This is a genomic window from Larkinella sp. C7, assembly GCF_006149005.1.
GTDB lineage: Bacteria > Bacteroidota > Bacteroidia > Cytophagales > Spirosomataceae > Larkinella.
The window spans coordinates 436,092-450,435 of record NZ_VBSL01000003.1; the positions used below are offsets into that span (position 1 = coordinate 436,092).

Annotated in this window: 10 protein-coding genes; 2 read left to right on the forward strand and 8 right to left on the reverse strand. The window is 53.5% G+C overall.

The features are described 5' to 3' along the window. Window positions 1–21 precede the first annotated feature (21 nt). The 5 genes from FH871_RS10060 to FH871_RS10080 form a co-directional block, all read right to left on the reverse strand. Entirely contained in the window at window positions 22–2,541 is a 2,520-nt protein-coding gene (locus FH871_RS10060) for a hypothetical protein (protein WP_138991305.1), read from the reverse strand. A gap of 109 nt (window positions 2,542–2,650) precedes the next feature. Beyond that, on the reverse strand, window positions 2,651–4,090 hold the full coding sequence (locus tag FH871_RS10065) for a RagB/SusD family nutrient uptake outer membrane protein (protein ID WP_138991306.1): 1,440 nt from the start codon (window positions 4,088–4,090) through the stop codon (window positions 2,651–2,653). A 20-nt stretch (window positions 4,091–4,110) separates the two neighbouring features. Beyond that, the gene (locus FH871_RS10070) at window positions 4,111–7,308 is read right to left on the reverse strand and encodes a TonB-dependent receptor (protein WP_138991307.1); all 3,198 of its coding nucleotides are present in this window, start codon (window positions 7,306–7,308) and stop codon (window positions 4,111–4,113) included. Between the two features lie 37 nt (window positions 7,309–7,345). Next, window positions 7,346–8,836, reverse strand: a complete 1,491-nt coding sequence (locus tag FH871_RS10075) for an L-fucose/L-arabinose isomerase family protein (RefSeq protein WP_138991308.1) — start codon at window positions 8,834–8,836, stop codon at window positions 7,346–7,348. Between the two features lie 140 nt (window positions 8,837–8,976). Continuing rightward, window positions 8,977–10,236, reverse strand: coding sequence for an MFS transporter (locus FH871_RS10080; RefSeq protein ID WP_138991309.1), 1,260 nt, complete (start codon window positions 10,234–10,236; stop codon window positions 8,977–8,979). A gap of 307 nt (window positions 10,237–10,543) precedes the next feature. On the opposite strand from FH871_RS10080, the gene FH871_RS33100 reads away from it, so the two are divergent. Together FH871_RS33100 and FH871_RS10085 are read left to right on the forward strand one after the other, a co-directional pair. Beyond that, the gene (locus tag FH871_RS33100; protein ID WP_171062813.1) at window positions 10,544–10,696 is read left to right on the forward strand and encodes a hypothetical protein; all 153 of its coding nucleotides are present in this window, start codon (window positions 10,544–10,546) and stop codon (window positions 10,694–10,696) included. A 14-nt stretch (window positions 10,697–10,710) separates the two neighbouring features. Continuing rightward, window positions 10,711–11,844 carry a DUF692 family multinuclear iron-containing protein gene (locus FH871_RS10085; protein ID WP_138991310.1) on the forward strand — a complete coding sequence of 378 codons (1,134 nt, stop codon included), beginning with the start codon at window positions 10,711–10,713 and terminating at the stop codon, window positions 11,842–11,844. Between the two features lie 120 nt (window positions 11,845–11,964). On the opposite strand, the gene folB is transcribed toward FH871_RS10085, so the two are convergent. The 3 genes from folB to FH871_RS10100 all read right to left on the reverse strand — a co-directional run bounded on the left by folB (window position 11,965) and on the right by FH871_RS10100 (window position 14,328). After that, a complete protein-coding gene (folB, locus tag FH871_RS10090) occupies window positions 11,965–12,315 on the reverse strand; it encodes a dihydroneopterin aldolase (protein WP_114407317.1) in 351 nt (116 codons plus the stop codon). Window positions 12,316–12,408: 93 nt separating this feature from the next. Then, window positions 12,409–13,302, reverse strand: a complete 894-nt coding sequence (locus tag FH871_RS10095) for a DivIVA domain-containing protein (RefSeq protein ID WP_138991311.1) — start codon at window positions 13,300–13,302, stop codon at window positions 12,409–12,411. A gap of 123 nt (window positions 13,303–13,425) precedes the next feature. Further along, window positions 13,426–14,328: a WD40 repeat domain-containing protein gene (locus FH871_RS10100; RefSeq protein ID WP_138991312.1), complete on the reverse strand. Its 903-nt coding sequence runs from the start codon at window positions 14,326–14,328 to the stop codon at window positions 13,426–13,428. Window positions 14,329–14,344 lie beyond the last annotated feature (16 nt).

The following is a 14,344-nucleotide window of genomic DNA, read 5'->3' on the forward strand; positions in this document are numbered from 1 at the left end:
GGATTGCAAATCCCGACCAGCCTACCAGAATGCGACTAAATCACCGCTTACGTTTTCAACGACGTAGTGTTTGCCGTACTTTTTATCGCCGGATTTGAAGGCGGTTTTTCCTTTTTTCCAGGGATAACTGGCATTCGTGTAGACATTCAGACCTTGTTCCGTTACTTCGTCGTCCGGGTAAATCCGCACCGTGGCATTTTTCAGACCTGTCAACCGCACGCAGCGTTTCATGTGTTGTACGCCCGACGTCATCTCCTGACACGAAACCATGCCCTCGGCCTGATCGACAAAAAAGCGGCTTTCGCGGTGCCAGGCTTTGGGCATCGCATACACGGAATGGCCATTGGCCAGTTCGGTTTCGTAACCCGTCAGGATGGGTGCGCCCTGCGGCAGCTTAAACCGGTGGGTGATGGTCGTGTTCGGGCAATAGCCGGAGAACATAAAACCGTTGCTGCTGCGTGAAATGGTCAATACCGGGTTTTTTACCGCCGGGTTCCGCTTGTCAACGCGGTAGTCGATCCCAAATTCGTTCAGCACATACCGCATCAGCAACGGGCCCGTGAACAGCTCCTCGGGATTGTCGGGGGTCAACAGTTTTCCGCCCGTAAACTTGCTCGAATTGGTACCGCGCACGTAGGCCACTTTTCCGCCTTTCCACGCCTGGTTTTCGCGCACCCAAACCACGTCGCGTTCGCTGCCGGTCTGGGTCATTTTTGCCAGCACTCTGGTTCCGGCATCGGTTTTGTTTTTGACCTGCGTAGCGACCCCGCCCCCCGAAAACAACGCCTGGTGAACGATCTTGTCGGGGTACGGTTTGGTCAGTTGATCCAGTGTGATGCTTGATTTAACCTGAAATTCGCCTTCGAGCGCCTTCGTATTCTGAAGATTCAGCAGGGTTAGAAAAGCCGCTCCGGCGTGGTCGGCGGGTCCGTAAACGAGGAGTTTACCACCGTTCTGCACAAAATCGATCAGCTTTTTTTCGAGCGACGAACCGGCTTCCGGCACGATGGACACCAGAACCGACTCATCAAAATAGGCCGGTTTTTCGGTAACGACTTTCTGGAAAGAAGTGGTCGAGATGATCGTGTTAAGCGGAAAACCGTTGTTGATGGCTTGCCGGATGAGCCAGTCGCCGTAGTAGATTTCCGGCAGTCGATCCGGTTGTTTGTAGGCCCAGGTGTGGTATTCCTCGAACGGATAAACCCACACCAGCGGCCCCGGCGCCGTCGGCGAATCGTAGCGGGCTTTCAGAATGTGGGGCGTCACCTCGTCGGGCACCTGCGCGGGCATTTCGCCGTAAGAGTTGTCGGCAGTCAGAAAATTCAGGTGCGTCGGCAGCCGGATTTCGCCTTTGGCGTTGATGCGGGCCACCGAGAGCGGCAGGTAAATGTCGTGCGGTTCCTGCCCGTACCGATCCAGCCACGGGCTGTTGACCCACCACGGATCGTGGGTGTAATACCGGAACAGATACCGCTCGTCGGGCAGTTCGGCCATACGCGACATGTACCCGACCATTTCCAGCCCAAAATCACCATCCAGAGCCGCCCAGGGCGAATTGGGTGGCGGCAGCATGTTGTATTTTCCACCATAAATCTGTTTCAGATCGACGCCGTCACGCGCCAGATCCGCGCCGGTGGAGAGGTTCGTGCCGCGCGTCTGGATCTGGAAGTTCGGGCATTCTTTCCGAAACAGGTTCCAGAAACCGGCAATCAGTTCTTTCGTAGTCGCCAGTTTTTCCGGCAAAAATGCTTTGCCCGTAAACGTCGCACCCGTGGACGACCAGCCTTCGACGCCAAAGCCAAAACCGTTGCTGAGCCAGATGTAATCGTAGCCCAGATCGGTCAGAAAGTGCTGACTCTGGCGACCTAAAAACGTGCCGAACGGCGTATTGGCCGGAATGCCTTTCGGAAAACCGGCGTAGGAGTCGGAGTCCGCATTGAGTGTTGAATAACAACTGACCATCGTTTTGTGGCCCATCGCATTGCCGCCCAGAATTTCCGGGTGTTTTTTGTACTTGAACTCCGACTTGGCAAATTCCGGTCCGGGGTCGAACGTGGCCCCAATCATCACGGGTTTGCCGGTTATTTTTTGCCCGGTTTCTTTCAACGTCTGGATGATGAATTTCAAATCGCCGTAGGTAAACCGGGGCGGGTTTTCCATGTACAGGTAGGCCCGTTCGTGAAGCGACAATTCCTTCGGCCCCGACCCGACTTCGTGCTGCGTGTTGGGATTGCCGATGTACCGCGCCCACTCCAGCGGCTGTTTCAGGTCGCCTTTGTAGTCCAGGATCTCCGACCCGTCCGACGTCCAGAGCATCACCGAAACCGTGTCGGTATGCCGCAGAAGCGACTGCCACTGGGTAAAGAGTTCCGTCGCCACCTGCTGAATATACGCCTTGTCGTTTTTCTTGAAAGGCTTGAGTGAGGCTTCCAGCGTGATGTTGTTGAACGGTTTTCCGCGCAAGGTCGAATTGTCGAGATTCGGGGTTTCCGTGGGAATGAAGCCGAACAGGAGGAGGGTTAGTAAGATCGCTAGGCGCATGTTTTGAATGAGTTGTTACACAGAGTTAACCAGAGAGGATCAGAGTTTATCAAAGTTTTTCTCTTTTTAACTCTGATCCTCTCTGATTAACTCTCTGTAATAGTTAGCATCAATACCCCGGATTCTGCTTGATGAGCGTCGGGTTCAGGTCGACTTCGTTCTGCGGAATCGGGAAAATTAGCTCGAAATCGTCCACTTTAAAGGACAGATTCAGGCTGGCGTAATGGGCGTTCAGCACGGTTTGTGCCCGGCCCGTCCGCACCAGATCGAACCAGCGCTGGCCTTCGTACAGGAACTCGACCCGGCGTTCTTTTTCGATAGCCGTCCGCAGTCCGGCCTGGGTCAGACCGGTTAAGGCCGGCAATTTCGCCCGCGTCCGCACCTGATTGATAAAGGGCAGTGCCTCGGCGGTTTTACCCTGTTCGTTCAATACTTCTGCATACATCAGCAGCACATCGGCATACCGGAGTTGGGTGAATGTAATGGTGCCGTCGGACAGGTCGATGGCTTTGAAGTCCACGAATTTCAGACCATGACGGCTGTAGGATTTCCGGCCATTGATCAGCAAAACCGAATCGTTGACCGAGATGGCTTTGCGGGCATCACCGGTTTCGTAGGCTCTGATCAAATCCAGCGTCGGCACAATGCGCCCGGAGCCTTGCAGGTTGCCCGGAAAAATTGCCATGCTGGTAATGGCTGGGGTAAACAGGGCCGAATAGTTGTTGCCCATGCTGCGCCCCGCGACGTATTCAATTTCGAAAATCGACTCGGCCAGGTTGTTGTTGCCGTTCGTAAACAGCGTCCGGTAATCGGGCACCAGCGAATACGTTTTGGCGTCGATCACTTCTTTGAGTTTGGTTGCGGCCAGGTCGTAGTTTTTCAGCGTCAGGTAGACTTTTCCCAGCAGGGCTTTGACCGTCGGGCGGGATGCCTTCGTCCGGTCGGAATTGAGTGTAGCCGGCAACAGTGTTTCGGCGCTTGCCAGATCCGCCAGGATGACTTCGTACACCTGCGCGGCTGGTTTCAGGGCCAGATCGGCAGCCGCCACCTCCGCCGGGCTGCTGAACTCCTGGCTGATGAGCGGCACATTCCCGAACAGTCTGACAAGGTAAAAATAGCTGTAAGCCCGCAGGAACTGGGCTTCTCCCTTGATGCGGTCTTTGATGGTCTGGTCGAAGTTCACACCGTCGATGCGGTTGATGATCGCATTGCTGCGGGAGATGGTGTATAAACACGTGTTCCAGGCCGCCTGAATGTTCGTGTTGGTCGAAACCACGGCATTCTGGTCGAGCTGCATCTCGTTGACCGAGGGCGACGACCACTGGATCTCGGTGTTGTCCGTCGTCAGGTCCGCGAGATACATCACGTTGCTGGTGTTGAACAGACCGCGAAAGGTGCTGTAGACGCCCGTCAGCGCTGTCTCGAAATCGTTTTGATTTTTGTAAAACGTTTGGTCACTGATCTGGTATTCAGGCGTCAGGGCCAGGAAATCCTTGCAGGAGGTGGCCGTAACGAGCAGGAGCAGGAAGACTAATAGGTTCTTTTTCATGGCAGTATCTGGAAACAGGATTAGAAGGTTACCCGCAAGCCGATCGTGTACGTCCGGGGGTTGGGATACGCAAAAAAGTCGATCCCACTGCGGGCAATGTTGTCGCCCGTCGTGCTTCCTTCGGGGTCATAACCGGGGTACTTGGTAAAGGTGTAGAGGTTCGTCGCGTCGACATAGACCGAGAGCGCCTGTAACTTCAGCTTGCTCACCACCGTTTGGGGAAGCGCGTAGGCCAGATTGACGTTCCGGATGCGGACAAACGAGCCGTCGAACAGATACTTGGTCGTACCGGCGCTGAATCCGAAGGCGTAGTCGTTCCGAATGGCGCGCGACATCGTTCCCGCTCCGGGGTCCGTCGGTGATTTCCAGCGATCGGCCATGATGCCCAGTTGATTCTGCACCCCGGCACCGTTCAGCGACACTTCACCCCCCTGAAAATAGATCTCGTTCCCCTGCGAACCGTTCACGCTGATGTTCAGGGTCAAGCCTTTGTAGGTGAAGCGGTTGCCCAGGCCCCAGGTGAAATCCGGCCAGGGATTACCCACGATGGTCCGGTCGTTCTGGGTGATGGTTCCATTGCCGTCGGCGTCCTGATACCGGTAATCGCCGGGCTGTACCCGGGGGTGTTGTTTCGGACTGGCGTTCACTTCTTCCTGCGTCTGGAATACACCCAGAATGTTGAGCAGCCGGAAGCTGGAAATGGGGTAACCCACCTGCGCTACCTGATAATCAGACGTTTGAATCCGGGCGGTTTCGGAGTTGAGGGCCAGCACCTTGTTGCGGTTCCAGCTGATGTTAAAGTCCGTACTCCACTGGAAAGCGCCTTTGCGGATGTTTTCGGAATTGATCGTCAGCTCAATCCCTTTGTTCTCCACTTCGCCAATGTTTTGCAGAGAACTGCTGAAACCGGAGGCTGCGGGTAGAATCACGTTCAGCAGAAGGTCTTTTTTGTGGGTTCGGTAGGCATCCACGATAAACGACAGGCGGTTCTGGAACAACGAGAGATCAAGACCGATGTTGGTTTGCACCGATTGTTCCCAGGTCAAAACCGTATTGGCCAGACTGCTGGGCACCACCCCCGAAATGACCTGACCGTTGGAAATGTTCCGCGAGATGCCCAGCAGGCCCTGGCTGGCGTAATTCGGAATCAGGTTGTTTCCGGAAATCCCGTAGCTCGCCCGGATTTTCAGATCGCTGATGAAGCTGACCGGCTTCATGAACGATTCGTCGGACAGGCGGTAAGCCGCCGAAAAGGAGGGAAATGTCCCCCAGCGGTTTTCACGGCCAAACCGCGAACTGCCATCCTGCCGGATCGTAGCCGTAAACATATATTTTCCGGCCAGCGTGTAATTGACGCGGGCCAGCCACGACATCATCGACCATTCACTTTTGTAATTCGTTCCGGACGTAACCGCCCCGGCGGCCAGATACGGTACATCATCGGTCGGGAAATCGGACGCCCCCGCTTGCAGAATATCATCCGTATTTTTCTGAACGGTATAACCGACCAGCGCATCGAGATCGTGTTTTTCGCCAAACCGGTGCCGGTAATTCAGGGTGTTCTCGTTGAGCCAGTTCAGGCTCTTGCTTTCTGTCACCCCGGCCGTAGCCGCGCCGGTCCGGCTGGTGGCCAGCCCCACTTTCGACGATTTCCACAGGCGGGTGATGTTGTTGGAATAATTGACCCCCACCGATGTTTTGAAGATCAGGCCGTTCGCAATTTCGTATTGCAGGTAATTGTTGGTGAAAACGTTGGTATTGTTCCGTTTATCGGTGAACTCAGCCGCAATGATCAGCGGGTGTTCGACCGGGATGCCCGTCGGGTCGGAAAACTCGGAGTAGTAATTACCGTTCGCATCATAAACCGGAATGGTCGGATCGCTGGCCAAAGCCGCCGAAATCAGCCCCCGGTGTTGCAGGTGACCTTCGGCGCGGGCAAAATCACCGTACGAATGCGCGCCCGAAAACGACGCGCCCAGTTTCAGACGCGGAGTCAGTTGGGCGTCGATGTTGGTACGGAGGGTGAACTTCTTGAAATCGGAGCCGATGATGATGCCCTTCTGGTCGAAATAACCGCCGGAGACGTAATAGCTGACGTCTTTGCTGGTACCGCTGGCGGCCAGTTGGTAGTTCTGCACCAGACCCTGCTGGAAGATAATGTCCTGCCAGTCGGTGCCATACCCGGAGTTGGCAAACTGGTCCGGCGTCCGGAAACCTGGTTTTACCTGCGTGGCCGTGCTGCGGAGGTTGTTGGGGTCTGTGGCTTTTCCGCCGGCAAACACCCAGGCGTTGTCGCGCCCTTCGGCCACGTATTCGGCATACTCGCGGGGCGTCAGCAGGTCCAGTTTTTTGGCCAGTTGCTGAATCCCGGTCGAGTGTTCGAAGTTAATCGTGGTTTTGCCCTGCTTGCCGCGCTTGGTCGTAATGATCACCACCCCGTTGGCTCCCCGGGAACCGTAAATGGCGGTGGCCGAGGCATCTTTCAGGACCTGAATGGATTCGATGTCGGACGGGTTGATCGTGCTGAGTGGGTTGATCCGGTTGGTTCCGCTGCTGCTGGCAATGTTGCTGGCTGAATAGGAACTGGAGCTGAAACTGCTCAGATCGGAGCCACCACCGCCCGTTCCGATGGCGTAGCCGTCGACCACGTACAGGGGTGAATTTCCGCCGGTGATCGAGCTGATCCCCCGGATGACGACGTTGACGTTCCCGCCCGGTGCGCCCGAGGTTTGCGTAATCTGTACCCCCGCGACTTTCCCCTGCATCATCTGATCGACGCTCGTGGCCGATGGAACCGGGACGAGGTCCTTGCTGGACAGGTTGACGATGGAACCCGTCAGATCCTTTTTCCGCTGGGTTCCGTAACCCACCACCACCACATCCTGCAATTGCTGCTGATCGGTTTTCAGCGTGATGTTGATGGACGACCGGTTTTTGACCGCTATTTCCTGGGGCGTATAGCCAATGAAACTAACGACAACCGTGGCACTGGGCGACACCGACAGTCTGAAAGCGCCTTCGGTGTCGGATGTCGTTCCGTTGGTCGTGCCTTTTTCCGTAACGGTGGCGCCAATCAACGGCTGACCGTCTTCTTCGGCGGTTATTTTGCCACCAATGGTTACCTTGCCCGACTGGGCCAGGGCAACGCTACTGACGACCACAATAGCGAACACGCTGACCAGCAGCAGTCGCAGACGATGGAAGAGATTAGGATTCATAGGAAGAGGGTTTAGTACGCTGATTTACCGGATGTTATCAATTGATAATGACGGATTCGATTTTGAGGTAATCGGCAATTTTTTGGATCGTTTCGGCGTGGTGGCCGACGCCCAGCGCAAAATGGTGCGTGGGGCCTTCTTTGATCCAGCGTTTCAGGAACGTCCGGACATCCGGTTTGAAAAAACCGCGTGTGTTGGTGTTTCCCGTCGGCGGAATGGGTCCGGCGAGCGATTCGCCTTCGGCAATGATGAACTTCATTTTTCCCTCGTACGTCGAGTTGATGCTCAGCATCGTAATCGGTCCCTGTTTGATCTTGAACTCGACGCCCGCGCCAAAACCGGGTTTGCCGTGGTATTTTTTCAGGCTCCGCAGAATGGGCTGGCCGTCGGCGATGGTGATGTTGTGCGGTCCGTCGTGACCCACCAGCACAAAATCTTCCTTGAAATCGACCGGGTGAAACTCCGCGAAACTGCCGCCGATGCCCAGCCGTTCCATGATTAGCATGGCAATGCAGGTTTTCAGGTCCGACTCGCCACACATCGGGAAGCCCGCGCCCTGGAGCAGTGAATTCCCCACAATCAGGTTCGACATCACCACCCGCGTGTCGCTGCCATCGGGGCCGTCGTAGTAATAGGCCAGTCCGTCCAGTTTTTTCGCCTTGACAAATTTTTCGAGGGCCACCGTCACCTGGGCGGCAATGCGCAGATCCGAGTCCCGCAGTTTTTCAGAAATGGGGTCCGAAACCGGGTCAGGCGTGTCGAAAAAAGCCAGAATCCGATCCTGGACAACTTCAATCTCTTCTTCCGTGGCCTGCTGATACTGCGTAACGATTTCGTGGGCTTCACACTGCACAATGTGTGCACCGAAGTGCGCCGTCAGCATCGTCGAGTCGGAATGCATGTCGAGCATAGCCTCGATGGGGTGGCCGATGTGCCCGATTTTGGCCGTTTTGAGGTCGTGCAGAACGGCGGCAATCCGGCAATACTCTGCAATTTCAGCTTCCGCAGCCGGATCGTCATACAGCGTACCGATCACCATTTGCGGCACTTTTTTACCCATCCGAACGGCCACACCGGCAAATTCCGGCAAGGCACAGATGTCGTCATTGTAGAGTTGCAGATAAGTGGAGGCCCGGCTGTAATCCATCGCTTTATCGGGTTGCAGGGCGACGAGCACGATCGGGGTATCGATGCTTTTGATAATGACGCCGAATGTGCTGGAAGTGGCGTAGGTCAGCATGTCGCAGAAAATCAAATCCAGGTTGGCGGCCTGGAGTTTCGGGACGATCTCGTAGGCTTTCGTCACGTCATCAACCAGTCCAAAATCGACAATGTCCACGCTATCGAGGGCTTCGATGCGGTCGATAAAAACCGCCTGTTTTTTCAGTAAGTCATCCAGCAAGCCATCAAACTGACCCCAGTATTTGAAATAGCCTACGCCAAAGACCCCGATCCGGGGGCGCGTTTTGTTTCGTTTTTCAAAACCCGTCTGTACGGAAGCCACGTGGTTGAGCGATTCGTTTTCCATAGTTGCTAAGTTGTATCTTCTTTCTATTTAGTTAACGCACTAAGTTGATTTTGGCAAATTGTAGAAATCGCACGGTTTTCGTTGCGAAGCAGGGCAAGCATCAAAAGGCGTTTATTGTAAAACGGCCCGGTGAAATTTCATTATTCCGCCCGAATGCCTTCCGGAACAACGGGAGCCGGTTGAGACTCTCCGAACAACGGTTTAATCCTGGGAATCAGCCAGATAAACAGTATGAATGCCAGGGGATATAATAGTCCTGATGCGATCCAGAGCGGGCGGTAGGAGTATTGCTGAATCACGACACCCATCAACGGATTGAGCAACAGACCCGAAACCGCCCCCGCCGTTCCCGATAAACCCACCACCGTCGAGGTCGCTTTCTGGCCGAACATGTCGGAAATCGACGTGATGTAGTTGGTGATCCAGAAACCATGGGCAAACATGAATAACGCCATCAGCGCAATCGCCACTTCCACCGACGACACCCATTCGATGGCCGGGGTCAAAAGGGTTAATCCGGCTGCGATGCCCATGACGGTTTTCCGGGCCTTGTTTACGGAGTAGCCACGGGCAATGAGTTGCCCCGAAAGCCAGCCGCCGATGATGTTGGAAAGGCCCAGGGCCAGAAAAGGTATCCAGAAAAGGCTGCCAATTCGCTCAAAAGACACGTTCCGTACCGAACTTAGGTATTTCGGAATCCAGAACATCATGAAGTAAAAAACCGGGTCGAGCAGAAAACGCACCAGGATAAACACCCAGGTCGGGCGGTTTCTGAGCAATTCCAGAAACGATACGGTTTCCTTTTTTTCAGGAAGCGTCGGCGATTCGGTAATCAGATTTTCTTTCTTCCAGGGAATCAGCAGCCAGATAACGACCCAGGCAATCCCGATCAAACCGGGAATCAGAAAACCGCCCCGCCAGCCGTAATGCGTCGATAACCAGATCGTTAGTGGAGGAGCCACGACGGCTCCGATGGCCGAACCGCCAATGGCGATGCCGTTGGCCAGTGCGCGCTCTTTTTTGTCAAACCAGCGGTAAACCGTCCAGGCCGCGCCGGGAAAACAGCCGCCTTCGCCCATGCCGAGCAAAAACCGGAACGTCAGCAACTGCGTGAAACTGGTCATCACGGCGTGCAAACTGTTGGCAATCGACCACAGGCCGACCGAAAGAGCCAATCCCATTTTCCCGCCAATCCGGTCGATGAGCCAGCCTCCCAGCGTAAACATGACCGCGTAGCTGATCAGGAAGCTGGTATTGATCATGCCGTATTGCACATCCGTGATCTTGAACTCTTCCTGAATCTTCAGAATCGCGATGGAAAGCACCTGCCGATCCAGAAAACTCAGACCGGTTGCGATGAAAAGCAGAAAGACAATCAGCCAGCGGAGGTTTGTTTTCATTTTCAGAGCAAAGAAGTTAGAAGAAAGAATAGAGACCTAGCTCGATCATCATTGGAGAAACCGGTCTGATATCTCCTGTCTTTCAACCCGTGTCTATGACAACTTAACGCACTAAGTTGGTGTTCGCAAAGATAGAAGTTCCAACGCGAATAAATCAAGCGCTCGTGGTACTTTTTTTTAAATAAATTGCAGGAATCCAACCAGAACATGATTGCAGAAGTAATTGCAACTTCATTCCAACCCTTTGATACCAAATGAACTCATCTGAATTGATCAGCGAAGGCTTGCACGCTGACGATAAGAGCCGATGAAGATTTCTAAAGTCTTGCTTCAGACCATTGCCGTTGCCATAACGGTTTCAACGGTCAGTTCATCTTGTGGTTTGGATGATGTAAAGCCCAAGAAAAAAGAACCCGAAAAGCGCCAGCCGTATGATTGTCCGGGATGCGGCTTAGGGTAAGAAAGGGACCAGGTATGGCAAATCTCCATTCAGCACTGGCCTGCAATTTAGATGCAAACATATTGCAGGCCAGCTTGCCTTTATTGGAAGCTGAGCAAGTCGATGCCATTGAATGGGCATTTGATACGCTCTATCGGACGAACAAGCTACCCGATTGGTTTGACCAATTACTGCGAATCTACAGCGACGCAGGACGGTTAGTGGGGCATGGTGTATTCTTCTCGTTATTTTCGGGACATTGGACGGCTGATCAGCAGGCTTGGCTTAAGCACCTGAAAATTTTGTCATCCCACTACCGTTTTGACCACGTCACCGAACATTTTGGTTTCATGACGGGCGCGGATTTTCATACCGGTGCGCCTTTGAGTGTGCCGCTAAATTCTTCAACGCTTTCGATAGGGAAAGACCGGCTAAAACGGATTCAGGAGGCAGCTCGCTGTCCTGTAGGGCTGGAAAACTTGGCGTTTGCCTATTCTTTGGACGATGTAAAACGACAAGGTGATTTTCTGCACCAACTAATTTATCCTGTAAATGGCTTTCTGATTTTAGATTTACACAACCTCTACTGCCAGAGCCACAATTTTAGATTAGGTTATGAGCAATTGCTCAGACTATACCCACTTGACCGGGTACGAGAAATCCATCTTTCTGGAGGAAGTTGGGAGCCTGCAACGAGTGAGCCCGGACGAACTGTCAGGCGCGATACACACGACGAAGCAGTCCCCACGGAGTTATTTGGCTGGTTAGAAAAGGCTATTGATCAGTGCCCCAACCTGAAATATGTGGTTTTAGAGCAGGTAGGTAGTGGTCTGCGTACAGAGCAGGCGCGTCAGGGTTTTGCCAGAGACTTCAGGCAAATGAAGGCGATTGTAAAAGGTAAAAGCAACGGGTTGCCTTCTAAACTCAATACATTTTTGCCCGGTGAACCGATTGTAATCAATGAACTACCAGTTGAGGATGCTGAGTTATTTGCCCAACAGCGACAATTAGCTACGATATTAGAATCTGCGAATGATTATCAGCATGCCCGACAATTGCTGGCATCTTCAAATCTGGCTGGTTCTGACTGGTTAGCGGAAAAATGGCAACCTGGCATGTTAGAAACCGCTATCGCAATCGCTCAAAAATGGAGAAAGGGTTTCAGTTAATAAATCCCCGTCAGTCATGACTTCGGCTGACACGCCAGGGGCACCTCTAATAAAAACCCAATTTGAGCAGCCGGTTCAAACCAGTTGAATGAGCGGTTTTCTCTTTGCTGACGATAGCATTTAGCCGCGTAGCGTGATCTTCGCCCGGTGGCAAACGCCCCCGATGGGTGGATTGAATTTGGAGACGCTCACTTCGACCGAATCGACGTTGGGGTAGCGTTTGCGGATTTCGGTGATGATGTTGTGGGAAATGTGTTCCAGCAGCCGGGCGGGGCGCTGCATGGCTTCGTGGGCGATGCGGTACAATTCGCCGTAGTTGACGGTGGTGCTCAGCTTGTCGACGCGGGCGGCTTCGGACAGATCGGCCACGACCGTGATATCGACCGAGTACTTGTTGCCAATCTTCTGTTCTTCGTCGTAGAAGCCGTGATAGGCGAAAAATTCGAGACCTTCGAGCGCAATAGTTCCCATAAAGAGGGGCCAGACGGTTTTTGCCGTCTTTCCAACCGGTTAGATTTTCGCCCAAAAGTAGAACAAAAAAGCGGACTCGACGTCCGCTTTGTGTTAAATCTGATCAAAGAATGATCCGGAGCTTTTTTTCTTTTCGCCCGAATCCGAATCCTCGTGAACGGCCTGGGGCTCGGTGGTCTCTTCATCTTCGGATTCTTTCTCGGCAATGGGCTCGGTAGCGGGCAATCCGGCTTCGGCGGCTTCGTCGCCCTGGGCGGCAACGGGATCTTCAATGGCTTCGTCGGCTGGTGTTTCGGTCGCTTCAGCCGCGTGTTGCAGCGCATCGTCCGTGGTTTCGACGTGCAGCGTTTCCGGGTCTACCAATTCCGTATCGGAAGGATGAGTTTCGGCTTCGGTGGTTGCCACCGGCTCATCTTCGGTGTGTTGAGCGGTTACTTCATCGATTTTGGCCTGTAATGACTGCTGGTTGAATTTCTTCTCAAACCGGTCGACGCTTTCGATGGCATTGCCCGCCAGCGTGCGAATTTGTTTGATGAGCCCTTCTTTGTATTTCTCCATCGCCTTGAAGTCGTGTTCCATCGACTTCAGGTCGTTCAGGATATTTTCTTTGATAAACCGGGCCTGGTTTTCGGCGTCCTGCACCATCAGCGTTGAACGTTTGCGGGCATCGGCCAGGATTTCATCGGCTTTCTGTTTCGATTCGCCGAGGTATTTTTCAGCGGCTTTGTTGGCCTGATCGGTAATTTGGGTGCTGGTGTCGTCGGCGGTTTTCAACGTTTTGAATAACGTCATTTCGATGTCTTTGAACTTGCTGAGTTCTTTTTCGGCCAGTTCGAGCTGCATCTTCAGCATTTTCCCTTCACTCGTAACGCGTTCCCATTCCTGCGAAAGTGACGCCAGAAAGGCATCGACTTCGTCGGGGCGGTAGCCGCCGAATCCCTTTTTTTCAAATGTATGCTGCCGTATCTCGATGGGCGTAATTTTCATAACTGAAAGGGTTAATGGTGACAAATGGTCGCTTGTCTGCTAAAAGTAAAGTTATCCGACCGAAAATATCAATTTTTTAGTTTGAAATTTGTCAAAAATCCGAAAAGTAACCAAATCATTTACCTAGCGGGTAATTTCCCAGACGGAGATCAGGCGGTCGTCGCTGGCCGAAATGAGTTGGTGCTGATACGGACTCCAGAGTAATTTGTTGATCGACGTCCCGTGTCCGGCGTGTCGGGCCCGGTCGATGACTTTCAGCAGCCGGAATGTCTCCGCATCCCACACTTTGATGGCTTTATCCATGCTGGCTGTAGCAAATAACGCGCCATCCGGACTGTAGCAGATGTGATTGACGGCGAATAAATGGGCCGCAATATCATTTTTTTGGCTGTATCGGTCGGTAACATCCCAGATTTTCAGGTGGGCGTCGCGCCCCGCCGAGAGCAGATACCGCCCGTCGGGCGAATATTGAACGGTAAAAACGGAGTTTGTATGCGCCGGAATGACGTATTTGAGCGTCAGGCCATCCTGGTCAAAAATCCGGATGCCGTTGTCGCTGTAGCCCACGGCCACCTCCCGGGTTTTCGGATTGATGGCAATGGCCCGCGCGCTTTTATCGCTTACTTTCAGGTGTTTTTTAACGACAAACTCCGCCACGTCCATCACCACCAGAACGCCATCGGACAAGGCAATCCAGGCCGTTCCTTCGCTGATTTTGATGTCGAAGATAGCCGCCGGGGTGATCTGGGCCGAGCGAACTTCCTGTTTCTGAATGGGATCGATGATGTGAATACCGTCGTAATTTTGCCCCACCCAGAGCTGTTTCCGTTCCGGATCGAACGCCAGGGCATAGACGGAAGCCGGAATGCGGGCCAGGAGCGAACCCAGATCCGGTTTGTCCAACTGCCAGCGAACCACCAGCCCATCGGCCCCGGCCGAAAAAAACTCGGTCGGCGAGGCCCCGGCATCCAGCGTATACACGCAGTCGCGGTGGCCGGCAAAAGTGTCAATTTTATGGACTTGCATTGCTATAGTTTCTGCA